The sequence below is a fragment of the Nocardia sp. NPDC052316 genome, from assembly GCF_044547795.1.
Classification (GTDB): Bacteria; Actinomycetota; Actinomycetes; order Mycobacteriales; family Mycobacteriaceae; genus Nocardia.
Genome location: NZ_JBIUBB010000003.1, coordinates 84062 through 108634, shown reverse-complemented (window position 1 = coordinate 108634; position 24573 = coordinate 84062). Strand labels below are relative to the sequence as shown.

General features: G+C 68.1%; 23 protein-coding genes and 2 pseudogenes. 9 read left to right on the top strand and 16 right to left on the bottom strand.

Annotated elements, in window-relative coordinates:
• Positions 1-48 precede the first annotated feature (48 nt).
• The 7 genes from ACIHA7_RS13280 to ACIHA7_RS13250 form a co-directional block, all read right to left on the bottom strand.
• Complete coding sequence (locus ACIHA7_RS13280) at positions 49-1323, bottom strand: diguanylate cyclase domain-containing protein (RefSeq protein WP_397288971.1); 1275 nt, start codon at positions 1321-1323, stop codon at positions 49-51.
• A 53-nt stretch (positions 1324-1376) separates the two neighbouring features.
• Positions 1377-2186, bottom strand: coding sequence for an SAM-dependent methyltransferase (locus tag ACIHA7_RS13275; RefSeq protein ID WP_397288968.1), 810 nt, complete (start codon positions 2184-2186; stop codon positions 1377-1379).
• A 197-nt stretch (positions 2187-2383) separates the two neighbouring features.
• The gene (locus ACIHA7_RS13270) at positions 2384-3592 is read right to left on the bottom strand and encodes an ROK family protein (protein ID WP_397288966.1); all 1209 of its coding nucleotides are present in this window, start codon (positions 3590-3592) and stop codon (positions 2384-2386) included.
• A gap of 25 nt (positions 3593-3617) precedes the next feature.
• Positions 3618-4853, bottom strand: coding sequence for a sugar ABC transporter permease (locus ACIHA7_RS13265; protein ID WP_397288963.1), 1236 nt, complete (start codon positions 4851-4853; stop codon positions 3618-3620).
• A gap of 76 nt (positions 4854-4929) precedes the next feature.
• Positions 4930-5709 carry an ATP-binding cassette domain-containing protein gene (locus ACIHA7_RS13260; protein WP_397290738.1) on the bottom strand — a complete coding sequence of 260 codons (780 nt, stop codon included), beginning with the start codon at positions 5707-5709 and terminating at the stop codon, positions 4930-4932.
• Between the two features lie 118 nt (positions 5710-5827).
• Entirely contained in the window at positions 5828-6913 is a 1086-nt protein-coding gene (locus ACIHA7_RS13255) for a sugar ABC transporter substrate-binding protein (protein ID WP_397288961.1), read from the bottom strand.
• Between the two features lie 175 nt (positions 6914-7088).
• Positions 7089-7685: an NAD(P)H-dependent oxidoreductase gene (locus ACIHA7_RS13250; protein ID WP_397288959.1), complete on the bottom strand. Its 597-nt coding sequence runs from the start codon at positions 7683-7685 to the stop codon at positions 7089-7091.
• Between ACIHA7_RS13250 and ACIHA7_RS13245 the strand changes: the two are divergent.
• Both ACIHA7_RS13245 and ACIHA7_RS13240 read left to right on the top strand, forming a co-directional pair.
• A pseudogene (locus ACIHA7_RS13245) lies at positions 7659-8312 on the top strand (alpha/beta hydrolase-fold protein); the annotation flags it as partial. The gene ACIHA7_RS13250 and the pseudogene ACIHA7_RS13245 sit on opposite strands and share 27 nt — an antisense overlap.
• 14 nt (positions 8313-8326) lie before the next feature.
• Complete coding sequence (locus ACIHA7_RS13240; RefSeq protein ID WP_397290839.1) at positions 8327-8617, top strand: hypothetical protein; 291 nt, start codon at positions 8327-8329, stop codon at positions 8615-8617.
• A 168-nt stretch (positions 8618-8785) separates the two neighbouring features.
• Here ACIHA7_RS13240 and ACIHA7_RS13235 read toward each other — a convergent pair whose 3' ends face one another.
• Together ACIHA7_RS13235 and ACIHA7_RS13230 are read right to left on the bottom strand one after the other, a co-directional pair.
• On the bottom strand, positions 8786-9304 hold the full coding sequence (locus ACIHA7_RS13235) for a hypothetical protein (RefSeq protein ID WP_397290837.1): 519 nt from the start codon (positions 9302-9304) through the stop codon (positions 8786-8788).
• Between the two features lie 297 nt (positions 9305-9601).
• Positions 9602-11113 carry a flavin-containing monooxygenase gene (locus ACIHA7_RS13230; RefSeq protein ID WP_397288957.1) on the bottom strand — a complete coding sequence of 504 codons (1512 nt, stop codon included), beginning with the start codon at positions 11111-11113 and terminating at the stop codon, positions 9602-9604.
• Between the two features lie 33 nt (positions 11114-11146).
• On the opposite strand from ACIHA7_RS13230, the gene ACIHA7_RS13225 reads away from it, so the two are divergent.
• Positions 11147-12199 carry an AraC family transcriptional regulator gene (locus ACIHA7_RS13225; protein WP_397288955.1) on the top strand — a complete coding sequence of 351 codons (1053 nt, stop codon included), beginning with the start codon at positions 11147-11149 and terminating at the stop codon, positions 12197-12199.
• Positions 12142-15435, top strand: coding sequence for an AfsR/SARP family transcriptional regulator (locus tag ACIHA7_RS13220; protein ID WP_397288953.1), 3294 nt, complete (start codon positions 12142-12144; stop codon positions 15433-15435). Before ACIHA7_RS13225 ends, ACIHA7_RS13220 begins: the two co-directional genes overlap by 58 nt.
• Positions 15436-15677: 242 nt before the next feature.
• Here the strand turns inward: ACIHA7_RS13220 and ACIHA7_RS13215 are convergent, their stop codons facing one another.
• Entirely contained in the window at positions 15678-17117 is a 1440-nt protein-coding gene (locus ACIHA7_RS13215) for an alpha/beta hydrolase (RefSeq protein WP_397288951.1), read from the bottom strand.
• Between the two features lie 71 nt (positions 17118-17188).
• Between ACIHA7_RS13215 and ACIHA7_RS13210 the strand changes: the two genes are divergently transcribed.
• Complete coding sequence (locus tag ACIHA7_RS13210; RefSeq protein WP_397288949.1) at positions 17189-17791, top strand: TetR/AcrR family transcriptional regulator; 603 nt, start codon at positions 17189-17191, stop codon at positions 17789-17791.
• Here ACIHA7_RS13210 and ACIHA7_RS13205 read toward each other — a convergent pair.
• On the bottom strand, positions 17700-18764 hold the full coding sequence (locus ACIHA7_RS13205) for an RNA polymerase subunit sigma-70 (protein ID WP_397288947.1): 1065 nt from the start codon (positions 18762-18764) through the stop codon (positions 17700-17702). The two genes, ACIHA7_RS13210 and ACIHA7_RS13205, sit on opposite strands and share 92 nt — an antisense overlap.
• A gap of 150 nt (positions 18765-18914) precedes the next feature.
• Between ACIHA7_RS13205 and ACIHA7_RS13200 the strand changes: the two genes are divergently transcribed.
• The 3 genes and pseudogenes from ACIHA7_RS13200 (at position 18915) to ACIHA7_RS13190 (ending at position 20558) form a co-directional block, all read left to right on the top strand.
• Positions 18915-19310 (top strand): PPOX class F420-dependent oxidoreductase, encoded by a 396-nt coding sequence (locus ACIHA7_RS13200; RefSeq protein ID WP_397288945.1) that lies wholly within the window; start codon positions 18915-18917, stop codon positions 19308-19310.
• Positions 19311-19352: 42 nt separating this feature from the next.
• A pseudogene (locus tag ACIHA7_RS13195) lies at positions 19353-19782 on the top strand (YdcF family protein); the annotation flags it as partial.
• Positions 19783-19826: 44 nt separating this feature from the next.
• The gene (locus ACIHA7_RS13190) at positions 19827-20558 is read left to right on the top strand and encodes a VIT family protein (RefSeq protein ID WP_397288943.1); all 732 of its coding nucleotides are present in this window, start codon (positions 19827-19829) and stop codon (positions 20556-20558) included.
• Positions 20559-20649: 91 nt separating this feature from the next.
• On the opposite strand, the gene ACIHA7_RS13185 is transcribed toward ACIHA7_RS13190, so the two are convergent.
• Genes ACIHA7_RS13185 through ACIHA7_RS13175 form a run of 3 tightly spaced genes read right to left on the bottom strand, consistent with a single transcriptional unit; the run spans position 20650 to position 21468 of the window.
• A complete protein-coding gene (locus tag ACIHA7_RS13185) occupies positions 20650-20826 on the bottom strand; it encodes a CsbD family protein (protein ID WP_397288941.1) in 177 nt (58 codons plus the stop codon).
• A 9-nt stretch (positions 20827-20835) separates the two neighbouring features.
• Positions 20836-20991, bottom strand: coding sequence for a DUF6131 family protein (locus ACIHA7_RS13180; RefSeq protein ID WP_167768950.1), 156 nt, complete (start codon positions 20989-20991; stop codon positions 20836-20838).
• A gap of 24 nt (positions 20992-21015) precedes the next feature.
• Positions 21016-21468: a hypothetical protein gene (locus ACIHA7_RS13175; protein ID WP_397288938.1), complete on the bottom strand. Its 453-nt coding sequence runs from the start codon at positions 21466-21468 to the stop codon at positions 21016-21018.
• A gap of 127 nt (positions 21469-21595) precedes the next feature.
• Here ACIHA7_RS13175 and ACIHA7_RS13170 point away from each other — a divergent pair, with 127 nt between their 5' ends.
• Positions 21596-21790, top strand: coding sequence for a heavy metal-associated domain-containing protein (locus ACIHA7_RS13170; protein WP_397288936.1), 195 nt, complete (start codon positions 21596-21598; stop codon positions 21788-21790).
• A gap of 118 nt (positions 21791-21908) precedes the next feature.
• Here the strand turns inward: ACIHA7_RS13170 and ACIHA7_RS13165 are convergent, their stop codons facing one another.
• Positions 21909-23483, bottom strand: a complete 1575-nt coding sequence (locus ACIHA7_RS13165; RefSeq protein ID WP_397288934.1) for a Na+/H+ antiporter — start codon at positions 23481-23483, stop codon at positions 21909-21911.
• A 75-nt stretch (positions 23484-23558) separates the two neighbouring features.
• Positions 23559-24554, bottom strand: a complete 996-nt coding sequence (locus ACIHA7_RS13160; RefSeq protein ID WP_397288932.1) for a DUF418 domain-containing protein — start codon at positions 24552-24554, stop codon at positions 23559-23561.
• Positions 24555-24573 lie beyond the last annotated feature (19 nt).

Genomic DNA, 24573 nt, shown 5'->3' with positions numbered 1-24573 from the left:
AACCACGACCCACCACTTTCGGTGGATCGCCTGGGTCTTCTTCCACGGCTACTTCCGCTGCCGGAACCGCGACTCGCGCATGGTCTGCGCGGCCTTGTTGCGGTACATCGCGGTGTCGGCCGCGTGCATGAGCTGGTCCGGGGCGGTGGGTACGTCGTCGAGGAAGACGGTGCCGATGCTGGCGGCGACGGTCACCAGGTGATCCTCCACCTCCATCGGCTCGACCAGCGCCTGCGACAACCAGCCGGATACCTCGGCCAATTTGTCCGCGCCCGTACATTTTTCGATCAGCACGATGAACTCGTCGCCGCCGAGCCTGGCGACGAGTCCGTCGACCGGGCCGACGGCCGCCCGTAGTCGCTCGCCGACCACCCGGAGCACCTTGTCCCCCACCGTGTGTCCCCACACGTCGTTGATCTCCTTGAACCCGTCGAGATCGAGGTAACACACGCCGATCGGGGGGCTCGCGTTCGCCAGGCGGTCGAAGAACAAGGTGCGGTTGGGCAGGCCGGTGAGGCTGTCGTGGTTGGCGTCGTGCCACAGCCGGTCCGCCAGCTGCTTGCGTTCGGTGATGTCGACCGCGACCCCGATCAGGAACCGCACCTGCCCGGCGCTGTCGCGCACGGCCGACATCGACAGGTCGATGGTGGTGGTGGCGCCGTCCGGGCGCAGATGCTCGGTCTCCAGCCGGAACCGGTCGGACGCCCCGCTGAGCAGGCGCTGCAGCTCGGCGAAGGCGTAGCCGATGTTGGCCGGGCCGAGCAGTTCGTCCACCGCCCGGCCTGGCATGAGTTCCACTGGCAGACCGAGCATTTCGGCCATCGCCAGGTTCGCGTCGAGCACCCTGCCGGTGACATCGATGGTGCCGATGCCGACCGAGGCGCCCGCGAAGACGGCGGCGAACCTGGCCTCCGAGAGCTGCCGTTTGGCCTCGGCCTCCTGGGCCGCCGCCAAGGTCGCCACCAGGGTGGCTTCCTGCTCGGCGAGCGCCGCCGTCCGCAGGGCCGCGGTGAAGCCCGCCGCGAATTCGGCGGCGGTGAGCACCGCCCGGTCGCGGATGCGCTCGTAGTGCGGCCCGGTCGCGGTCGGACAGATGTCGGCCACCAGGTCGTGGCAGATGACCACCACCGAACGACTGACCGCCACCGCATCGCGGTAGTTCGCCGCGACCAGCACGGAGGCGGCATCGCGGGCGACGGTGAGTTCGGCGGTGCCGACCACCACCGCTTCCAGCGCCTCGCTCAACCCGGCGAGCATCGCTTCGATCTGGGTCCGCGTGAGAGTGGGGGCCACCGCGCCATCCAGCGCCTCGGCCCACCGCATCGCTAGCTCATGCGACCCCACTCAGGGACCCCCTGCTGGTTCGTCTTCGCGCTTCAGGCCTTTCGACCGACGCCGGCCAGACCGAGCGAACGGCCCGGTGCCTCGTGCAGATCCCGCTCGGACTCCGGGCGCCAGACCGGCAACTCGACGACGCCGGGCTCGATCAGGTCCCATCCTTCGAACATAGCGACGATTCCCTCGCGATTACGGAAATGGATACCAATTCGATTCTTATCGGAGGCATTGGCCCCCAACTTGCCCGCGTCCTCGGGCCGCATTTCGGAGGTGAGGTGGGAGATGGCGACGTAGCTGCCCGGCTGGACGGCGGCGCGCAGCTCGGCCACCTTGACGACCGGCTCGTCACTGTCCGCGAGCAGGTGCAGCACCGCGACCAGCAGCAGACCGACCGGTTGGTCGAAGTCGATCAGGCCGGTCTCGGCCGCCTTGTGCAGCAGCTCGGCCGGCTTGCGCAGATCGGCCTCGATGGCACCGGCCCGGTTGTTGCCGCGCAGAATCGCGCGCGAATGGGCGACCGCTACCGGATCGATATCCGCGTAGAGCACCCGAATATCGGGATCGATAGCGTGCACCACCTCGTGCACATTTCCGGCTGTCGGGATTCCCGACCCGATATCGAGGAATTGGCGGACCCCGGAATCGGCCAGGAATCGCACCGCACGGCGCAGGAACGCCCGATTGCTCAGCGCCAACCTGGGCAGGTCCGGCACGAGCGACTTGCCCATCTCGGCGGCCTTGCGGTCGATCTCGAAATTGTGCGAGCCACCCAGTAGCGCGTCATACATCCGTGCCGGGCTTGCCTGCTGCATATCTACGCCTTCAGGCGCCCACGCCGGCCTATCCATCGAAAACCCCTTTATTGCTCACGCTCGAAACACCGTCATCGGATCGGCCGACCCACTCGGGCACGGTGCGCTTGATCACCCGAACGGTGGTCTGCGCATAGTAGTCGGGTTTGGTGATCAGCGGGAAGCTCGCCGCCGACGCCGGTCGGCCCGCTCGGGGCGCTTGCGAGCGCGAATGCGCGAGGCCGCACCCGGTTTCAGGCGCGGGTCGCGGCGATTCTGGCCAGCGTCTGCACGGGGTCGGTGAGTACCTCGGTGAAGGCCAGCTCCGCGGCGCCGATCAGGGTCGCGTCGCCGCCGAGGGCGGAGGTGCGCAGCCGCACCCGTTCGCGGACCGCGAGCAAAGCGTCGACCGCGACCCGGCTGCGCACCTGCGCCGCGGAGGCGAGGTAGATCTCGCGTAGCACGCCGCCGAAGACCACCATCGACGGGTTGAAGATATTGACCAGGTTGGCCACGCCGTAGCCGAGCCAGTCGCCCACCTGGTGCAGTGCGTCCCTGGCCGTCGAGTCACCGCGCGCCGCGGCCTCCACGATGGCCTCGACGGCGGCCCGGCCCGGCGGGTCGGCCCGGCCCGCGGCGGCGATCAAGCCGAGCTCGCCCGCCTCGACCTCGAGACAGCCGTGCGACCCACAGGCGCAGGCCCGGCCGTTCCGGTTGACGATCATGTGGCCGACCTCGCCGGCGTAGCCGCCCTCCCCGCCGAGCAACTGGCCGCCCATGATGATGCCCGCCCCGATGCCGACGTCACCGTGCAGATAGATCAGGTCGGACAGCCCCGCGGCGACGCCGCGCTCCCGCTCGGCCAGCGCGCCGAGGTTGGCGTTGTTGCCGACGACCACCCGCAGGCCGAGGTCGAGCTCCCGAGTCAGGCTCGCGCCGAATGGAACATCGACCCAGCCGATGTTCGGCCCGTACCGGACGACGCCGTCCTCCTCGCGCACCATCCCGCAAAAGGCCACGCCGACACCGACGCACACGGCGTCGCGAGCGGCCTTGCCGATCATGTCGCGGGCCATGCCTGCCAGCGTGGCGATCACATCTTCCGGATCGAAAGTGCCGCGCGGCCGGGTGGTTTCGACCTGATCGAGGACCGAACCACCCAAACCGACGCGAGCAGCGGCGAGCCGGTCGGCGCCGACGTCGAGCGCGATGACATAGACCCGCTCGGATTCCGGCCGCACGACCAGCGACGGGCGCCCCGCCTTGCCGGTCTGCCCCGGCAGTTCCTCACGCACGAGCCCTACCGCGGCGAGGTCGGCCGTCAACGCCAGAATGGTGCTGCGGTTCAGCCCCATTCGCTCCGCGAGCGTGGCCCGCGAGACCGGACCGTCACGATGGACGTGCCGGAGCAGCACAGCCAGATTGCTCTTGCGGATCTCATCAGGAGAGGGGGCTGCGCGCATTCACCGTCCTTCGCCGCGGAATGGGTTATCTACGAAGTAGCGTTCGTTTACGCGACAAGGCGTCTACTCCGGCCGCCAAGAGCAGCACGAATCCTGTCACAACGAATTTCGTGCCCGCGCTGTAGCCCATCAGGCCCATACCGTTGTCGATCACCGCGACCACGGCGGCGCCGAGCACCGCGTCCAGCATGCGACCTCGGCCACCGAACAGGCTGGTGCCGCCGATCACCGCCGCGCCGACCGCGAGCAACAAGACGCTGCTGCCGCCGGTGTTGGGGTCGACGGAGTTGGCGCGGGAGGCCGCGATCAGGCCGCCGACCGCCGCCATGGTCGAACACAGCACGAAGGCAGTGATTTTCACCCGATCCACGGTGATGCCCGCGCGCCGAGCGGCCTCGGCGTTGCCGCCGACCGCGTAGATGTGCCTGCCGAACGACGTGCGATTGAGCACGAAGGTCCAGACCAGCAACAGGATCGCGATCAGCGGAACCACGATCGGCATGCCCTTGAGCGAGTGCATCTCCGGGTTGCGGCTGCGTTCGCCGTTCAGCACGAGCACCGCGATGCCGAGCACCACCGCGACCGCCACGATCCGCGCCGCGATCACCGGGGCGGTCTCCCCGGTGAGGCCGAGTTTGGTGCGCGCCCGCAGTTTTCGGTATTGCACGAACGCGAACCCCGCGACCAGCACGGCGTACATCAACCAGCCGAGCAGGGGTGGGACGTTCTTGTTCGCGATGGCGAGGATGGTGTCGTCGCGAATGGAGATGTTGCGGCCGTTGTCCATGATCTTCAGCGCGACACCTTGCAGCGCAAGGAAAGCCGCGAGCGTCACCACGAACGACGGGATGCCGATCTTCACCACGATGGTGCCGATCGTCAACCCGATCAGCACCCCGGTGAGCAGCGACACCACGACCGCCGCGTACCAGGGCCAGCCGCGGTCGGTGAGCAACACCGCGAGCACCGCCGCGCAGACGCCACTGGTGAAACCCGCGGACAGGTCGATCTCGCCGAGCAGCAGCACGAAGATCAGGCCCATCGCGATCACCGCGATCGCCGCGCCCTGGGTGAACAGGTTCGCGAAGTTGGCCTCGGACATGAAGACCGGACGCGCGGCCCAGAAGACACAGGACAGGATAACCAGCGCGAGGACCGAAGGCAGCGCGCCCATGTCGCCGCTGCGCACTCGCCCGACGTAGGTGTTCACCAACTCGGAAACCGGTGCCGTAGCAGGTTTTTCAGTCAAGGTGGCGCTCATGCCTGCGCCTCGCTAGCGCTCAGCTCCGGCATAACCGCCAGGGCGGCTGTGCTCATTGTTCGCTCGCTGCGCTCGCTCATCCTCTTGCTCCATTCGCGTCCAGGCCCAGTGCGCCGCTGCGGCCCGCCGTAATCAGTTCGACGACCTGCCCGTGGGTCACGTCGGAGGTGCGGACCTGGGCGGCCATCCGGCCGAGGTACAGCGCCGCGATGCGGTCCGAGACCGCGAAAACGTCGTTCATGTTGTGCGAGATCAGCACCACCGCGAGCCCGCGGTCGGCCAGCCTGCGCACCAGCTCGAGCACCTGCTGGGTCTGCGCGACGCCGAGCGCGGCGGTCGGCTCGTCCAGGATCACCACCTTGCTGTTCCACAGCACGGCCTTGGCGATCGCCACCGTCTGCCGCTGGCCGCCGGACAGGCTCGACACCTGCTGCCGCACGCTCTTGACCGTCCGAACGGACAGGCTCGCCAAGGTCTTTCCGGCCAGCTCCTCCATCGCGTACTCGTCGAGCACGATCCCGGTTTTCTTCTCCCGGCCGAGAAACATGTTCTGGACGATGTCGAGGTTGTCGCAGAGCGCCAGATCCTGGTACACGATCTCGATGCCGAGCGCGGCCGCGTCGCGTGGGCTGTGCACCTGAACGGGCTTGCCCTCGAACAAGAATTCGCCCGCATCGATCGGGTGGGTGCCGCCGATGCACTTGACGAGCGTGGACTTTCCGGCCCCGTTGTCACCGACCAGTGCGGTCACCTCACCCGGGTAGGCGGCGAAGGCGACGTTGTGCAAGACATGGACCGGCCCGAAACTCTTTTCCAGGCCGCGTAATTCGACTACGGGAGTATCGGGCCCACCCATCGCCCGGCCACCGCCCTTCGTCGAATCGCTGCGCGATGCTTCATTCATGGTGCTGCTCCTGAGAAGGTGCCCCCTCCGCCGTCCCCTCATCGAGAAGGCGGAAGGGGCGCAAATGCGATCAGATGCCGTTGTCGGCGCAGAGTTTCGCGATCTCGCCGGTGCACAGCTCGGCCTTGGTCACATAGCCGTCCGCGACAACGTCTTTCACCTGCTGCGCGTAGATCGGCTTGGGCTCCAGCAACACCGAGGGCACGTCGGTCTTGGCCTCGGGGTCCTGCACTTTGCCGTTCGCGTGACCCGGCTGGCCCTTGGTCAGCGCGATGGCCAGCTCCGCCGCCGCCTCGGCTTCCTTCTTGATCGCCTTGTACACGGTCATGCACTGGTCGCCCTTGAGGACGTTCTGCAGGCCCTGCACCGTGGCGTCCTGGCCGCTCACCGGAACCTGTCCGTTGAGCTTCTGCTTCTTCAGCACCGAGATCGCGGCATTGGCGAGACCGTCGTTGGCCGCCACCACGCCGCCGATGTTCGGCTGGCTGGTGAGCATCTGCTCGAAGATGGTGCCCGCCTGGGTGTTATCCCATTCCGGTACCGCCTGATCCGGGCCCTTCGTGTACTGACCCGCGTCGAACTTCGGCTTCAGCACCGCGTCGTAGCCGGTCTTCAGCAGGGTCGCGTTGTTGTCGGTCGGCCCACCGTTCAGGTAGGCGACAACGGGATTGGCGGCGTTCTTGTCGGTCAGGCACTTCGCGACGCCCTCGCCGAGCAGGCTGCCGACCTTCACGTTGTCGAAGGACACGTAGAACTGGGCGCCGCCGCCCAGCGTGAGCCGGTCGTAGTCGATGACCGTGACGCCCTGCGCCTTCGCCTTCTGGATGACGGCCTTGCCGGTGCCGCTGTCCAGGTTCGTCATCAGCAGCACCGACGCGCCGTTGGTCATCATCTGATCGGCGATCGTCTGGAAGGCGTTCTTGTCGCCCTGCGCGTTCTGGATGTCGGCCTTGACGCCCGCGGCATCGAAGGCCTGCTGCAGGTACTTCCGGTCCGCCGTCTCCCACCTTGCCGAGGTCTTGCTGTCCGGCAGGATCACCCCGATCTTGGCTCCGCCACCCCCCGAACCCGTCGAGTCGTCACCGCAAGCAGTCAAAGTCAAGGAGGTGAGCGCGGCGACCGAGACGGCCGCGACGCCGAGAATGCCCTTACGCATGAGGGGGCCTTTCGTGGAACCACCGCCCCGGCGTGCCCGGGCGGTCGAGGTCGAGCGAATGTTGTTCGCTGCAACATATTCGACTGTGACCCACAGCACAACCTGTTCAAGCGACCAATTTGTTGTTCCAGATAACAATCAGGACACATCGGCCGGCCGCCGACCACAAGCCGGGCTAGCCCTCCGACGCGAGGGCGGCGGCCAGTTCGCGGGCTTCGCGCAGCCAGGCGGCGCGCGTCTCGTCGGTGGAGTCGGTGACCATTCGGAAGACTGTGCGGCGGACATCGTCCACGCCGACGTAAGGCAGCACGCAGGCCGCCCAGATCTGCTGCAACGGGTCGCCGAAGACGTCGCGCTCGCGTTCGATGGTGGTGTCGGAGGTGTTGAGCACCAAGGCGCGCCGCAACCGCAGCAGTCCGATCGGCCGACCGGAGGCGCCGTCCAGTTTGTAGGCCACGGCGGGCGTGAGCACCCGCTGCACCCAGCCCGTCAAGATCGCGGGCGGCATGCCCCACCAGTTCGGGTGCACAAAAATCACGGCGTCGAGCTCTGCCAGTTCGTTCTGGTGTTGCCGGACCAGCTCGTCACCGGACCGGGTGGCGTGCACGGTATCGGTCTCCGCCGCCGCCGACATCGGATCGAAGCCCTCCGCGTACAGGTCGTGCGGCACGACCTCCACCGCTCGGGTGCGCAGTTCGTGTACGACCGCATCGAAGAGGGCCTTGTTGAAGCTGTCGGCCCGGGGATGGGCGAGGTACACCGCTATACGCATGCGCACCACTGTGCCGGAGGCGATAGCGGCCCCGACGGGTCGGGTGCACTCCGGCCGAGATGCGCTGACCAGCAAGACCATTCGGCGGAACACCCGTTGCCACGACTCAGCAGAATCATTCTGGCAATCGCCACCGTAATCGCCAGCCTCGCTGTGCCTTTCGCCGTCGACGCACCGGCCGCGGCGGCCGCGGGCACGGTGCGCTGGGAAGCCAGGGTCAGCGACCGCATCCTCGATATCGGTATCTCCTCCCCCAATCTGGAGGGACCCGACTGGTCGGTGAAGGTGGTCCGCCTGCTGCTGCCGCCCGGGTGGACCAAGGAATCCTCGCGCAGCTGGCCCACCGTCTGGGTGCTGCACGGCGGCTTCGACGACCACAAATCCTGGACCGACAAAGGCGACCTCGCGGCGCTCACCGCAGGCAAGGACGCGATCTTCGTACTTCCCGAAACCTGCTGGTGCAGTGCCTATTCCGACTGGTACAACGACGGCCGCGGCGGTCCGCCCGCCTGGGAGCGGTACCTGCTCGACGACGTGCGTACCATCCTCGAATCCACCTACCACGCCAACACCACCCGGGCCTTCGCGGGTAACTCCATGGGCTGCCTCGGCGCCATGAAATTCGCCGCCGCCCACCAGGGTTGGTTCTCCTCAGCCGCTTCCTTCAGCGGAAACGTCGACCCACTGCACGACTCCGGCGCCCCTGGCGAACCCGACAAGCCCGGCAGGGCTGCGCCGCGGACTGGAAACGAGTATGGGGCGACTATCGAGAGCATCGCAACATCTGGGTCGCCAACAACCCCTACAGCCAGGCTGCCGAACTCACCGGCATCCCGCTGTTCGTCTCCTACGGCAAGGGCGACGCCGTCGAATCCCTTGCCTACGAACAGAACTATCGCTTCGTCGACCGCCTCCAAGAACTCGGTGCCTGAGTGGACGAACGCTACGTTCCCGCCCAGGGCCACAACTGGGCCGCATGGAAGGTCCACATGCAGAACGCGCTACCGATGCTCCTCAGCTCGATCGGCGTCGCCTGATCGGCCCGTAACCCCGGCGGAGCTGACAGGGCCAGTCTCGCGCCGGGGCCACCTATCGGAGGCTCAGTTGAAGTGCAGGGTGTTGACGGGGATGCGGCCACCTTGCATCGTGGCGTTCATGCAGGCGTTGACCAGGGGCTGGCTGTCCACCGGGGCCTGGTCGACGTGCAGCTTGCCGCCCGCTCCGGGTCCGTCCACGATGTTCAACGTGTTCGTGACGGCGGCGGCGGGGTTACCGCCCGGCACATGCCATTGACCGGCAACACGGCTGGTTTCGCCGTTCGCCCATTCCAGGGTGCCCTCCAGGAAGCCGAGGGCGTCGTTGCAGCTCGCATTTCCGTTGAACTCGCTGCGGAAGACGACGTCGGCCGCGGGCGTGCCCGTGCAGCCGCCGAAGTTGCCCTGGAAGCCCGCGCGCACCGGCACAGTATTCATCCCGACCGGATTGGTGTTGAATCGCATCTCACCGCCGGGGCACCAGCCGCCGAGCGGTTCGGCCACCGCAGGTTGTGCGGCAAGCAGCGGCGCGGCAATCGCGGCCGCGACGGCCGAAATAACGCCGATTTTCCTGGGTGTTGCCATGTGAATCCTCTCCTTTCGATCAACAGTGATCTCGTGGGAGTGGTGCACCGCGTCTATTTCACGGCGAATGGTCGATACCCGGGGGTGTCGGTGCAAAACCTGTGACATCAGGATTATTCGATCGGAAATTCCGTACCTCTGGTTTGCAAACCGCGATTATGCCGGCCGCCTGCGACCGGCAATTCGAGCGCAGCGGCTCGCCGGTGAAGTCCTCAACATTGAGGCGGTGGCGGGCCGGCGAGTGCTGCCACCTCGGTGATGGACCGCGTTCTACGCGAGTGCCGTCCGGTAGAGCGGTCAGCGGGCTGCGGCCGGGACCGGCTCGCGCACAGCGGATTTGGGGGTGGCGGTGAGGGTTTTGTTCAGGTCGGTGCGCAGGGTGGTCGCCGAGTCGATCAGGTAGTTCTGGCGGACTTTCCAGGGGTGGCGGTCGCCTTGGCGGGGGAAGTCGTCGATCGAGCGCTGGATATAGCCTGCGGCCAGTTCCAGCAGCGGTTGTTCGGCGATTTTGCCGTCGGGCTCGGGGACGACGGCGGCGTAACCGCGGCGGTCCATGTGGTTGAGGATCTTGCAGACCAGGCGGGAGCTGAGGTCGGCGCGCAGCGTCCAGGAGGCATTGGTGTAGCCGACGCAGACGGCGAAGTTGGGCAGTCCGGTCAGCATGGCGCCCTGCCAGATGAACTGGTCGGCGAGGGCGATCGGCCTGCCGTCGACGCGCGGGACGATGCCGCCGAAAGGCAGCATCTGCAGGCCGGTGGCGGTGACCACGATGTCGGCCGCCAGGATTCGGCCGGACTTCAGCCGAATGCCTTCCGGCACAAAGGTATCGATGTGGTCGGTGACGACCTCGGCCTTCCCCTTCTTCATCGCCTTGAAGAAGTCGGCGTCGGGAACGGCGCACAGGCGCTGGTCCCACGGGTTGTAGGTGGGCGTGAAGTGCTCGGCCACCAGGCTTTTGTCCTTCAGGATTCGTGTGGTCAACGCGGTGAGAAGTTTGCGCGCGGCCGCCGGGCGGCGACGGCAGTACTGGTAGAAGCCGATGGTGAACAGGATGTTCTTGGTGCGAATCACCCGGTGCGCCAGCTTCGGCGGCAGCAGCTCCCGAATCTTGTCCGCGTACTTGTCCCGGCCGGGGACCGCGCTGATCCAGGTCGGGCTGCGCTGCAGCATGGTCACCCGCTCGGCCTGCCCGGCCATCGAGGGCACCAGGGTGACCGCGGTGGCGCCGCTGCCGATCACGACAACGCGTTTACCGGTGTAGTCGAGGTCTTCGGGCCAGAACTGCGGGTGCACCACCTGGCCGGAAAACGAAGCGCGGCCAGGGAATTCAGGCGTATAGCCGCGGTCGTAGTCGTAGTAACCCGCGCACGCGTACAAGAAACTGCACGTCAGCTCGCGCTGCGATACCTCGCCTGCCGCGTCGCGCTCCGCCACAGTCAGTGTCCAGCGGGCATTTTCGCTCGACCAGTCGGCGGCGACCACCTTGGTCTGATAGCGGATGTGCCGGTCGATACCGAACTCGGTGGCGGTCTCGGTGATATACCGGCGAATCGACGGCCCGTCGGCGATCGATTTGGCATCGCGCCACGGCTTGAACGGGTAGCCGAGGGTGAACATGTCGGAGTCCGACCGGATGCCGGGATAGCGGAACAGATCCCAGGTGCCGCCCATCGCCGCGCGCGCCTCGAGGATGGCGTAGGTCTTGCCGCGGCACTCGGTCTGCAGCCGGTAGGCGGCGCCGATGCCGGACAGTCCGGCGCCGACGATCACGACATCGAGGTGTTCGGGGGCTGCGGCGGTCTCGTTCATAGCTCCAGTGTGAGACCGCGCGGACCCGCATTCTTGACTTTGCGCGACAACTATTTGATTCTGGGCGACATGACGGTGATCCGCTCGGCCGGCCTGCGCGGCTTCCGCGCGACCGTGGCGGAACTGGGCGGCGATGCCGAGCAGTTCGCCACCGCCTGCGGACTACCGATCGCCGCGCTCGACACCGACGACCTCCTCGTCCCCGACCAAGCGCTGGCCGCGGTGCTGGACCTGGCCGCGCAGCGATTGGACTGCCCCGACCTCGGCTTGCGCATCTCGCGCAGGCAAGACCTCGACATGCTCGGCCCGCTGGCCTTGGCCATCCGGAACTCGCCGTCGCTGACCCACGTGCTGGAATGCTCGGCGCGCTACCTGTTCCTGCACGCCCGCTCACTCACCCTGACCACGGAGCCGGACCCGTACGGGGATCGCGGCGTGATCGCACTGCGATACGGCGTCGAGCCAGGGTTGCCGTCGCCCATTCAGGCCACCGATCTCGGACTCGCGTTCGTACACCACACCATTCAGCGGCTGGCCGACGACCGCTACGGGCTGCTCTCGGTCGAGTTGCCCTACCGTCCGACGGTGCCGATCGCCCGCTACGAGGAATTCTTCGACGCACCGGTGCGAACGAACCGCCCATACGCCGCGCTGCGCGTACCGCGAAATCTGCCGACCCTGCCGCTGAGCGGCGGCGACCACAATCTGCACCGCCTGGCGATGGCTTTCCTGGCGGAACAGGCCGGCGGCATCGACGCCTCGATCGTGCCCAAGGTACGGGCCACCGTGCGGCAACTGCTCGGCACCCTCGCACCCGAAATCACTGCCGTGGCACGGTTATTGACCGTGCATCCGCGCACCTTGCAGCGCAGACTAGCCGCAGAGGGCACCTCGTTCGCCGCCATCCTGGACGACGTGCGTCGCGACGAAGCCCTGCGCTACCTCACCACCACCGACATGCCGATGAGCCAGGTCGCCTCCGTCCTCGGCCTGTCCGAGCAGTCGACCTTCACCCGCTGCTGCCGACGATGGTGGGGCACCACACCGACGGCGGTGCGCCGCGACGGTGCGCGCCAGCGCGGGTGAGGGCGGCGATAAACTCCCAGCGTTCGGGAGGTCGATTTGTGCGATTCGTAGTATTGGGCGAGGTCAGGGCGTGGCGCGGGGAGGCGCCGCTGCCGCTGGGCCCGCCTCAGCGTCGAGCCGTGCTGGCTGCCCTGCTCTTGCGGGCCGGCAGCGCGGTGACGGCCGCCGAATTGGTGGAGGGCATCTGGGGTGAGCGACCGGTGCCGCGCGCGCTCGCCGCGCTGCGCACCCATGTCGCGCAGCTGCGCCGGACGTTGGAGCCCGAGCGGACGGCGCGCGGCCCGTCGACGGTGCTGGTGACCATCGGGGACGGCTATGCGCTGCGCGTACCCCCCGAGGCGACCGATGTGGCGCAAGTCGAGCGGCTCGTCGCAGCCGCCGGACAGCTCCGCGACCACGATCCCGCTGCGGCGCGGGCGAAACTGGTTGCCGCACTGGGCAAGTGGCATGGGCCCGCGCTGAGTGGGCTGCCCGGCCCGTTCGCCGAGCGGCAACGCTCCCGGCTGGAGCAGTGGCGGCTGGCCATCCTGGAGGATCGTCTCGCGCTCGACATCGAGACCGGTCACAGCGCTGCCGCGGTCGCCGACCTCGGTCCGTTGATCGACGAACATCCACTGCGCGAACGGTTCCGGGCGCTGCTGATGACCGCGCTGTACCACTGTGGCCGCCAGTCCGACGCCCTCGACGCCTACGCCAAGGCCCGCCGAGCGTTGGTGGACGGCGTCGGCGTCGAGCCGGGGCCGGAGCTGACGGTGCTGCACGAGCGGATTCTGCGCGGCACCATGCCCGAGCTCCGTGGCACCGCCCAGCCGCGGGCAATGACCGAGCCCCATGCCGCAATCGAGCTCGGCGCGACCACCGAGCCGCAGGCCGCAATCGAGCTCGGCACGACCACCGAGCCGCACGCCGCCCACCAGCTCGGCACGACCACCGAGCCGCACCCCGCCCACCAGCTCGGCACGACCACCGAGCCGCACCCCGCCCACCAGCTCGGCACGACCACCGAGCCGCACGCCGCAAACGAGCGCGGCACAACGACCGAACCCCGCGCAGGGACCGAGCTTTACACCCCGCCCGCACCCCATGCCACGACCGGGTTCCCACCCATGACCGACCGCCGCACCGAACCGGTGCCCGCCCAATTACCACCGGACATTGCCGACTTCACCGGTCGTGCCCGGCTGGTCGACGAACTGGCGGCGCAGCTGACCGGGGCGGGGAGTGCGGTGGCGATCTCGGCGGTCGGCGGGATGGGCGGTGTCGGCAAGACGACTCTCGCGCTGCATGTCGCGCATCGAGTGCGGGATCGGTTCCCGGATGGGCAGTTGTACGCGAATCTGCACGGGGTCGACCCGGTCCCCACGCCCCCGGGAGCCGTACTCGGTGGCTTTCTGCGCGCGCTCGGCGTTGCCGAAGGGGACATCCCGTCCACCGTCGAGGATCGTGCGGCGGAATTGCGAACGCGCTTGTCCGGCAAGCGGATACTGATGGTGCTCGACAATGCCAGGGACTACGCGCAGGTCGCACCGCTGCTTGCCGGGTCGGCGGTGCTGATCACCAGCCGGTCCGCGCTGACCGAGCTGCCCGCCGTGACCCGCACCCGGCTCGATGTGCTCGAAACGGCGGAGGCGATGGCCTTGCTCGTCCGTATCCTCGGCGCGGATCGTGTTGCGGCCGAGGTGGAGTCGGCTCGCGCGGTGGTCGCGCACTGCGGTCTGCTGCCGCTGGCGGTGCGCATTGTCGGCGCTCGGCTCGCGGTGCGGCCGCAGTGGACGATCGCGTCGTTCGCGGACCGACTTGCCGACGAGCAGAGCAGGCTGAGTGTGCTGAAGACGGGCGAGCTGGCCGTCGAAGCGGCGTTCCGGCTCGGCTACGGACAGTTGACTGCCGAGCAGGCCAAGGCATTTCGCACACTTGCCCTGGCCGAGGTGCCCGATCTGTCGATCGGCGCCATCGCGGCGGTACTCGGCAGCTCCGAGCTCGACGCGGAGGAGGTCTGCGAGTCCCTGGTCGACCTCAGCCTGTTGGAGACCACCGCGCCCGGCCGCTACCGCTTCCACGATCTACTGCGGCTTTTCGCGCGCTGCGTCGCCGACGAGGACGAATCCGCCGTGCTGGTGCGGGTTCTCGACTACCACCTGGCCAGCGCGAAGAATCTGCTCAGCGCGATCGACTACAGCAATACGACGCGGCTGCTCGTCGCGACCGAGGTTCCAGGCCGAGCGTTCGCCAGTGGCTCGGATGGCCAGGCGTGGAACGACATCGAGCGGCCGGTCGTCATCGCGCTGCATCAGCAGGCGGCACGGGTCGGTGGCCGCGCACTCGAGGTGGCGGCCGACCTCGCCTGGGTGATGGCCGAGCTGATGGACGCGGGCACCGGCGCCCGCGAGCTCTCCCGCGCGCTGGAATCGCTGCTGGAGGCCGCCATCGCGGCCGACAACCTGGCCGCGGAGCGACGGATCAGGACCGCACTCGGCGCGCTGCTGCAGGTCGGACTCGGCGAGGTCGAGGCCAGCCTGCCCCATCTACGCGCGGTGTCCGGTCCGCCGGCGACCGATGTCGACCGCAGGCTGTCGGTGCTCGCGTCGGTGCTGCTCGGCATCGCGGCGCGACGGCTGGGTGAGGCGGACGCCTCGCATCGGCATTTCGAGCACGCCACCCAGCTCACCCGCGCACTCGGCGACCGCTCCATGGAGGCGTGGTGCCTGGCACTGGTCACCCGAACCTACTGCGAGGCAGGGCAATACGACCAGGCGGTGGCGGTGGCCGAGCGGGCCATCGCGCTCGCGCGGGAATCGTCCAACCCGGTGGCGCTCGGCTGGGCCACGCATGAATTGGCCGCCACCTTGTCGATGCGCGGTGAGCACCCGCGCGCGATCGAACTCGGCACCGAGGCGGTGCGCGCGGCGCAGCGCAACGGCGTGCGACTGTGGGAAGGCTGGGCACGCACCAGGCTGGCGCAGATCCAGTTGCAGGCAGGCAATGTGGTCGAGGCGCAGACGCAGGCGGCCGGTGCGCTACAGCTGCTCACCAAGGCCGCGGACCCGATCGATCGGGCGCGGGCGATGGCGTTGCACGCCGCGGCGCTGGCGGCACGGGGGCAGCGGGAGCCCGCCGAGCAGGAGTTGCGGGAGGCCGCCGAGCAGGAGTTGCGGGAGGCCGCCGAGATCTTCCTACGCGCAGGGCTGGCGCCGCCGACCATCGATCGGTTGTACGGCGCGGCGGGCACCGAATAACGAACGTTTATTCGCTATTTATCCGGCACTGAACCACGGCGGGCATCGTGCTGTGTCGATGCGACCACCACCGCCAGTGGTGGGGCAGGAAATGAGTCGTGCGGACTCGCGACCGCCCGGAACTGGGACCGAGCGACCGGTCGGGTCCGCGCCGACTCGCGCTCGCGGGGTGCGCGAGGCGTAGCGCGGACCTATCCCGGCCGTCGGAATCCCCGCCGACACCCGCCGCCGAGCCCAGGTCCCTACCGGCAGACGGTCCCGCGCTCCGGCACGACGCCCTCCCGCAGATACGCGTGCACCACCCGGTCGACGCATTTGTTCACACCGCCGTAGGCCCCATGCCCCGCACCGTGATACGTGACCAGCACACCGGAGGCCAACGCCTGCGCGAGCTCGGCTACCCAGCCGATCGGCGCCTCCGGGTCACCGGTGGTGCCGAGCAACACGATGGGCGCGGCGCCCGCGCCACTGATCGGAGCGCGACCGACCCCATGCACCGGCCAGTACGCGCACTCGGCCAGTCGTAGCCCGGTCAGCTCACCGAAACGCGGTGATACCTCGGCGAACTCGGGCATGAATTCGCGGATCTGCTCGATGCTGTAGAAGTCCGGATAGTCGGCGCAGTTCGCGGCGGTGTTGATCGAGGCGAAGTTGGAGCGTGAGCCGTCGGGTCGGCGTCCGGCGAAAAGATCGGCGTAACCGATGAGTTCGTTGCCGTTGCCCGAAAAGGCTTGGGCGAGTGCGTTGATCAGGTGCGGCCAGATCTCCGGGGCGGCCGCCCCGAGGCCGAGGCCCGCCGTCGCGACCGAGCGGGTGAGCGGCGTGCCACGTTCGGTGGGCAACGGGGCCGCCTCGACGCGAGCGAGGAACGCGTCCACCTGCGCCAACGCCTCCTGCTCCGTCCGTCCGAGCGGGCAGTTCCCTTCGGCCACACAGAAACCCAGGAACTGACGCAACGCCGCCTCGCTGCCCGCGGACTGGTCGAGCAGGCTTTGCCGGAAGGTGCGCAGCGGCGTGCCCGGCGCGTCGAGCAGCATGCGGCCGACCCGCTGCGGGAAGAGCGTGGCGTAGGCGGCGCCGAGCTGGCCACCGTAGGAGACGCCGAGGTAGTTGAGCTTGTCGTCGCCGACCGCCGCACGGACCAGGTCGATATCGCGCGCGGAATCGAACAAACCGATGTGCGCCAGCATCGGGCCGGACGCCGCGACACAGGAGTCGGTGAACTCCCTGCTACTCGCATCGACGGCCGCCCACTCGGCGTCGGTGCGCGGAACGCGTTCCGGCAGTGCGCCATCCGAGCAGACGACCGCAGAGCTGCGACCGACACCACGCGGATCCCAGGACACCAGGTCATAGTGCTCGAGCAGGGGCGCGAACCGGGTCGCCACGCCGACAACGGTTTCCAGCCCGGACCCACCGGGGCCGCCGGGGTTGTAGACCAGCGAGCCGAGACGCTTCGCGGGATCGGCGCTGCGGGTGCGGATCAGTGCCAGTTCGATGGTGCCGGCCGCCGGATCGCGGTGGTCGCGAGGCGCGGTGATCGTCGCGCATTCCCACGGCCGCCCGTCGGCCGCCATGCCCTGACACGGCGACCAGATCGACTCCGGCTGCCGCGACGGATCGCCGGCACAGGCCCCCATCAGCAGGGCGGTCACCGCGAGCAGTACGCCGAACCACCGCATCCTCGTCCCCCTCTTTCTCCGCACGACTGTATTACCAATGAAAACTAACACAGTCGTGCTACAAATACGAGGTGGCCCGAACCGTCGACCAACAGACCCATCAGCAGCGGCGCCAGACGATCGCCGAGGCCGTCTGGCGAGTCATCCAGCGCGACGGGCTCGAGCACGCCTCGGTCCGGAAGGTGGCCACCGAGGCAGGCGTCTCGATGGGTAGCCTGCGGCACTACTTCTCCACCCAGTCCGAGCTGCTGGCCTTCTCCCTCGGCATGGTCGGGGAAGGCATGATGGACCGGATCCGGCAGCTCGACCTGGCCGAGGACCCCTGCGACCGTGCGGCACAGATCCTGCTCACCGGACTGCTACCGACCGGCCCGCACCAGCGCGCGGTCACCACGGTCTGGCTGGCGTTCCTCGGCCGCGTACTCACCGAACCGGCGCTGCGCCGGAGCAGCGACGAACTCTATGACGCCACCGCCGAACTCATCGCCTGGGTGCTGGACGAACTGGCCGCGAGCGGTCGGCTACGTGACGATCTCGATCTGCGGTGGGAGACCGAACGGCTCTACATCTTCGTGGACGGTCTCACCGTGCAGTCGCTGATCCGCCCGGAAAAGATTCCGCCCGAACGTGTTCGAGAATTGCTGAAGCACCACCTCGACCAGCTGTGTCGCTGAGTTCGATCTCGGCGGGAAAGCCGAACGTGGTGACCAATTCCGGATCACAGAAGGCCGCGATCCTGTTGATGGCGTCGGCGGTGGTGGTCAGCACAGCGACACCGAAAGCCCGGTAGCGGCCAGGGGTTTCGCGTAGATACGCGACGGCGGCGGGCTGCCCGTTGGCACACGTCGGATACAGCAACCAGTCCCCCGGCACGCCGAGCACCTGTGCCGCAAGATAAGCCACACAGGTGCGTTTACCAGCGAACCAGGTCTGGGTGGGCGGCATCTCGAGCACGGCGTCGCGGTGCAGCAGCCGTTCGAGGGCGGCCGCGTCGGAGTTCTGGAAGGCGGCCATGTACTCCGCGAGCAGCATCCGCTGACCCGGCTCGGTCGGCGCCGCCGCTTGCTCTGCGGCCGTGGCGATTTCGGCCAGCCGCGCCCGCGCCCGCTGCAAGGTGCTCTTGACCGCCGCGGTGCTGGTGTCCAGGATCGTCGCGACCTCCGCGGCAGGCAGGCCGAGTACGTCACGCAGCAGCAGGACCGCGCGCTGTCTGCCGTTCAGGTACTGCAGGCAGGCGATGAGGGCGAGCCGCAGGCTGTCTCGGGTCACTGCCACACTGGCCGGATCCGCCGCTTCCGCGCTCACCAGCGCGTCCGGCATCGGTTGCAGCCATCGGGTGCCCGGCGGCGCCATGGCCGGTGCCGCGGCGGGATCGTGGCCTGCGGCGCCGAGCCCGGACGGCAGCACCCGGCGACCACGGTGCGCAAGCGCGGTGAGGCAGGCATTGGTCGCGATCTGGTACAGCCAGGTGCGGATCGAGGAGCGCCCGTGGAAGCCGTCGAAGGAACGCCAGGCACGCAGGTAGGTCTCTTGGACCAGGTCCTCGGCGTCGTGCACCGAGCCGAGCATCCGATAGCAGTGCGCGAGCAGTTCCCGCCGGTAGGGCTGGGTGCGGCGGGTGAAATCGGCGTCCGGTGCTGCGGTCATCCGCGGGTCCTCTCCGGTAGACGGCCCGCCTCCGCGCGCCTCTCGCCAGATAAGACCCGGCGAGATCGGAAAAAGAATCGGCGGCACCCGATTCCTTCGCACCCGGCTCGTGGTCTGCATAACCGGATTCACACGACAAGGAGACCGACGATGACCGTGCCCCTCGAGGACACCGTGCGCGCCCTGATCGACGGACCGCACGCCGCGATACTGGCCACCTCGAACGCCGACGGACGCCCGCAGTCCTCGGTGATCTTCGTCGACTACGACGGCGAGACGCTGCTGTTCAGCACGATCGAGGGTCGGCTGAAGACCCGCAACATGCGGCGCGACCCGCGCGTCAGCCTGCTGGTGCTCAGCAAGACCTCCGGCAGGTACGTGGAGGTACGCGGCCGGGTGGAGATCACCGAGGACCCGGACAAGACGCTGCTGCACCAGATGTACGCGAAGTACATGGACGGTGCGACGCCGCCGCCCGAGCCCGATGCAGAGCGGCTGATCGTGCGGATCATGCCGGAGAAGCTGTACATCTTTCCGCCCGGGTGAGGCAGGAGCCGGCCTGTCGGTATCGTCGGGTTGGTGCCCAAGGCCGATGCCATCGTGGTGCTCGGCGGCACCGCCTACGAACGCTTCGAGGTCGGGCTCGACCTCGCGGAGCGCGGATACGCTCCGACACTGCTGATTTCGCGGTCCACCGGCCTCGCCGACCATGAGATGGATCGGTACTGCGCGGGCCGATTCGACTTCACCGTCAGCTGTTTCGTCCCCGACCCGTGGACCACCGACGGCGAGGCGCACGAAATCGGGCGGCGCGCACAGCAATTCGGCTGGCGGCATCTCATCGTGGTGACCTACACCCCGCATGTGTCGCGGGCGCGCTACATCGTGGCGAAATGCTTCGACGGCGAGCTGACCATGCTGGCCAGTCCGAGCGCCTCCGGCCTGCGCTTGGAGGACCTGGATGTATCTGCGGCAATCGGCGGGATACCTGCGGGCCTTTCTGTCGCCGGACTGTTGAGCGGGCTACCGGGCGGCGCGCCTGGCATCGCTTAGTCTCGCCGCATGGACGAAACGACCAGCGAACCCGCGGGCGCGCATCCGCACGAGCCCCATGCCGAGGGCATGGCGGCCAAGCTGAACTGGTTGCGCGCGGGCGTGCTCGGCGCGAATGACGGCATCGTCTCGACCGCGGGTTTGGTCGTCGGTGTCGCCGCGGCGACGACCGATACCAGCACAATTTTCACGGCGGGCATCGCCGGGCTTTCCGCAGGTGCCATCTCCATGGCGGTGGGCGAATACGTGTCGGTCAGCACGCAGCGCGACTCCGAACGGGCCCTGCTCGCCAAGGAACAGCGCGAGCTGCGCGAAGCGCCGGACTTCGAGTTGGCCGAGCTGGCCGGGATTTACGAGGCCAAGGGGCTGTCCGCGGCGACGGCGCGCAAGGTCGCCGAGGAACTCACCGCGCACGACGCGTTCACCGCGCACGCTGAAGCCGAGCTCGGGCTCGACCCCGAGGAGCTGACCAATCCGTGGCAGGCGGCGGGCTCCTCGGCGGTGTCGTTCACGCTCGGCGCACTGCTGCCGCTGCTGGCCATCCTGTTGCCGCCGGTTCCGCTGCGGATTCCGATCACCTTCGCCGCCGTGCTGATCGCGCTGGCGATCACCGGTTCGGTCAGTGCCCGGCTCGGCGGTAGCGACCGCGGCCGGGCGGTTTTGCGGGTGGTGATCGGCGGGGCGCTGGCCATGGCGGTCACCTACGGCATCGGGCAGCTCACCGACGTCGCCGGACTCTGACACGGAGGGCGGCGCTGACATGTAGACAGCACTGAAGCCGGTGCCGGCCGAGGGGCTTGACTCGCCCCTCGGCCGGCATCCGGCCATCAGGTCAGTGCTTGAACGCGGCCCTGAGTTTGTCCGCGGCGCGTTTCATGTTGCCGCGAGCCTGTTCTCGACGTCCCTCGGATTCCAGACGACGGTTTCCGGCCGCCCGGCCGAGATACTTCTTGACGTTGCCCCTGGCGGCTTGCACCTGGTGCGCGATCCTGTCTTCGAATTTGTTCACGGTCGATCCCTAGTAATACCAGCGCCGACCACCGACCGGGCGGCCGACCGATCCGGCGATCATCAGCACGAGGCCGACGATGAGAATGATGATGCCTGCGGTAGTGAGCAATCCGATTCCGAGCAGCCACCCCGCGATGAGGAGGACAAGTCCGAGAATAATCATGGTCGTATTTCCTTTTCTCGATGATTATTTCGACGCCGGCGCCTGCACGCGGGACGTGCTTTCAGCGCGCGGTGTGTCACCGGCCGGAGCCGTGGCCGGGCGGCGCACGAATCGACTCCAGACTGGCTCGCGGTGCGACTGCGGTGCGGGCTCCTTGCGGGCCGGTGGGGTACCGTCCGCCAGATCGCGCCGGACCGCCGCCATTTCGCGGCGGGACTGCCTGAGCTCACGACGTGCCACCATGTTGCGCCGGGAGACACGCCAGACACCGGTCAGCAGCAGGGCTAGACCCAGCGTGCCGATGGCGCCGAGGACGATGCCGTAGCCGAACAGCAAACCGCTGGAGCCGTGGAAGTGGTAGTCGAAAACCGCGAAATCACTTGGTAGGAAGTTTGCTTCGCCGTTGTTCGCCACCACGCCGGCGACTCCGACGATCACTGCTGCGATCAAGACGACGAGCCCGATGATGATGATCATGACAATCCTGTTGCGTCGAGTTGTGTGACACCCCGGCTATTCCCGGGGATACGACAACCAAACGTGGCGGCGCAAAATCTACTGCTCGTCGGCGTTTACGCACGTCGATTCGGTCTATTCGGTGTGCATGAGCTCCTACACGATTACCTTGCACAACGTTACCCGCGAGTCCGCCTCGGCCATCGAGTCCACGCTGCGCGGCGTCAACGGGGTCGACTACGTCGACATCGACGTGCCGTCCGAGTCCGCCACCGTGAACTCCTCATTGACCTATGAAGAGGTGCTCGAGGCGATCCGCAACACGGGCGTCGCGGCCAGCTGATCCTGTTGCGCGCGTGCTGGTTCCGGTGCGCCTATCCGGTGCCGCCGGACCCAACACCCGGGGGACCCAACACCCGGGGGACCCCAACACCCGGGGGACGCAGCATCCGCGCAACGGTTCAGCGCCTGCCCAGATCGAGCCGCCGGGTCACCCGGTCCACCAGGTCGGGCGGCATCCCCGGCTCGCGGCGGGCAGTCTGCGCCTCACGGCGGCCTGCTTCCACGACGTCCTCACGGATGTCGCGTAACTTCCTGGCCAGCTTCGCATTTCGCGCGGCCTCGGATTGCGCGTCCGCGTCGGCCGCCTGCGGGTCGGCCCGCGCCATCCGCTGACGGAAACCGTCACGCAGCCGCTCGTACACGCCGTCGGGCAGATTCTGTTCCACCGCAATGGCTTTCAGTCGCGCCAGTTCGGCCTTGATGACGCGCTCCCAGAGCTCTCGTTCGAGTTCCCTTTCCCGCTTGGTGTCCGCGTGTACGCCGGTGAGGCGCACGACAAGTGGCAGCGTCGACCCTTGCAGCAGCAGGGTGAACAGGACGACAGCGAAGGCGGTGAACAGGATCTCGGTGCGACCCGGAAAGTCCGCGCCGTCGTCGGTGAGCAGCGGAATGGCAAGTGCCAGTGCGACGGTCGCGACGCCGCGCATGCCGGCCCACCAGGTGACGATGGTCTCGCGCCAGGTGTAGGGCTCGTCGGTGCCCCGCCGCCACCACGAGCGGCTGACCGCCCACGTGCTCATCAGCCAGACCAGGCGCAGGCCGACGACCACCGCGACGACGGCAGCGGCGCCGCCGAGCAAGGTCGGCCAGCGGTCGCCGGTGGCTGCCAGCACCGCAGCCAATTCCAGTCCGATCAACCCGAAAGCGAAGCCACTCAGCAACATCTCGGTGATGTCCCAGAAGGAGTCGCCGACCAGGCGATAGTCCGGGTCGCCGAATTCGGTGACGGCGTCGGTCAGGTACAGCGCGCACACCAGCACGGCGAGCACACCGGAACCGTGCCAGGCCTCCGCGATTCCGTAGGCGCCGAACGGCAGCAGCAGACTCAGCGCCACCTGCCAGGTGGCCACGCCCAGGTAATTGGTCAACTTGCTGCCGGCCCAACCGAGCAGCAACCCGACGACCACCGCGACCACCGCCGACACGACGAACTCCGCTGCCGCGCGCGGTGCCGAGAACCGGCCGGTCACCACGGCCTGGACCGCGACACCGTAGATGACGATCGCGGTGACATCGTTGAACAGCCCCTCACCGCCCAGCACCACCACCAGACGGCGCGGCAGACCGAGACTCCCCGCCAGCGCGGTCGCCGCCACCGGATCCGGCGGCGCGACCAACGCGCCGAGCGCGACCGCCGCCGCGATCGGCAGCCCCGGATACCAGGCATGGAAGACCGCCGCCACCGCCACGGCCGTCGCGATGACCAGCCCGACCGCCCGCAGAGCGATCGGCACCCAATTCTCCGCGAACTGCCGCCACGAGGTGCGCCGCGCCGCCGCGTACAGCAGCGGCGGCAGCACCAGCGGCAGAATCAGCTCCGGCGAAATATTGATCCGCGGAGCGAACGGCAACAACGCGACCACACAGCCGAACACCGTCATCAACACCGCCGACGCCACCCCAACCCGCTTGGCCAGCGGCTCGGCCAGAATCGCGGCGAACAGAATGACGAACATCAGCACCAACTGGTCCATGACCGTCCAGTCTGCGACGCCACCCCCGAGTTCCCCACCCGCCGCGCCGAACCGGTCGTGGTGCGGTTCAACGGTTTACCAGCGGCGGGCGGGTTCAGGCACTCTGCGGGCCGGGACCAGCTCCCACCAGGTGATGCAGCGCCAGAGCCATTCCAGGGGGCCGTAGCGGAACACCTTCAGCCAGGCCCAGCTGACGAGGGCTTGGATGGCGATAATTGCGGCGGCCAGGGCTAGGAGGAGGCCGTATTCGGCGGAGCCGGCGAGGGTTAGGCGGGGTTCGGCCAGCAGGATCAGCGCGGTGGCACAGATGTAGTTGGTCAGGGCCATTCGACCCATGGGTTCGAGGATCTCGGCGAGGATGGCGCCGGTTTCGGTGCGTAGTAGGAGTAGTAGGCCGGTGAGGTAGGTGAGGGCGCCGAGCAGGCCTGCTACGGCGGGGGCACTGGTCGCCAAGAGGTCGAGGTAGGGGGTGCGGTACTCCCAGATGGCGGTCACTACTGCGGCGGGCAAGGCCAGGGCGAAGACGGCAGCGAGTTGCCAGCCGCGGGTGTCGAGGGTGTGTGGGATGCCGTAGCGGGCGGTGGCGAGGCCGAGCAGGAAAAGGCCGGGTACCAGGCCGAATCCGCCGCTGAGTACCACAGCGACGCCCACTGTGCCGACGAGACCGAGGGCCAGAACCGCCCAGTTCGGCAGGCTCGTGGCAGGCAGCAGGATCACCAATCCGACGATGGCGTAGGGCAACAGCGCCTCACCGGGCTGGAACTGGTGATGCACCAGACCGAGGACACCCAATGCGATAAGGCGGCGGATCAGCACCAGTTTCGGGTGATCGGTGCGCTGGGCCGCGCTGTCCAGGAACAACGCGAAGCTCAGTCCGAACAGGAACGAGAAAATCGGGAAGAAGCGGCCTTCGAAGAGCACCGACAGCAGGTGCCGCAGCGGGACCATCTCGCCGGGCGCGCGCACCGCGGTCATGCCGGTGATCTGCCAGATATTGACGACCAGGATGCCGCACAGGGCGAATCCGCGCACGGCGTCGAGCTCGTGGATGCGACCTGTGTCGTTCTGCATGCATCTCAAACTAACCATC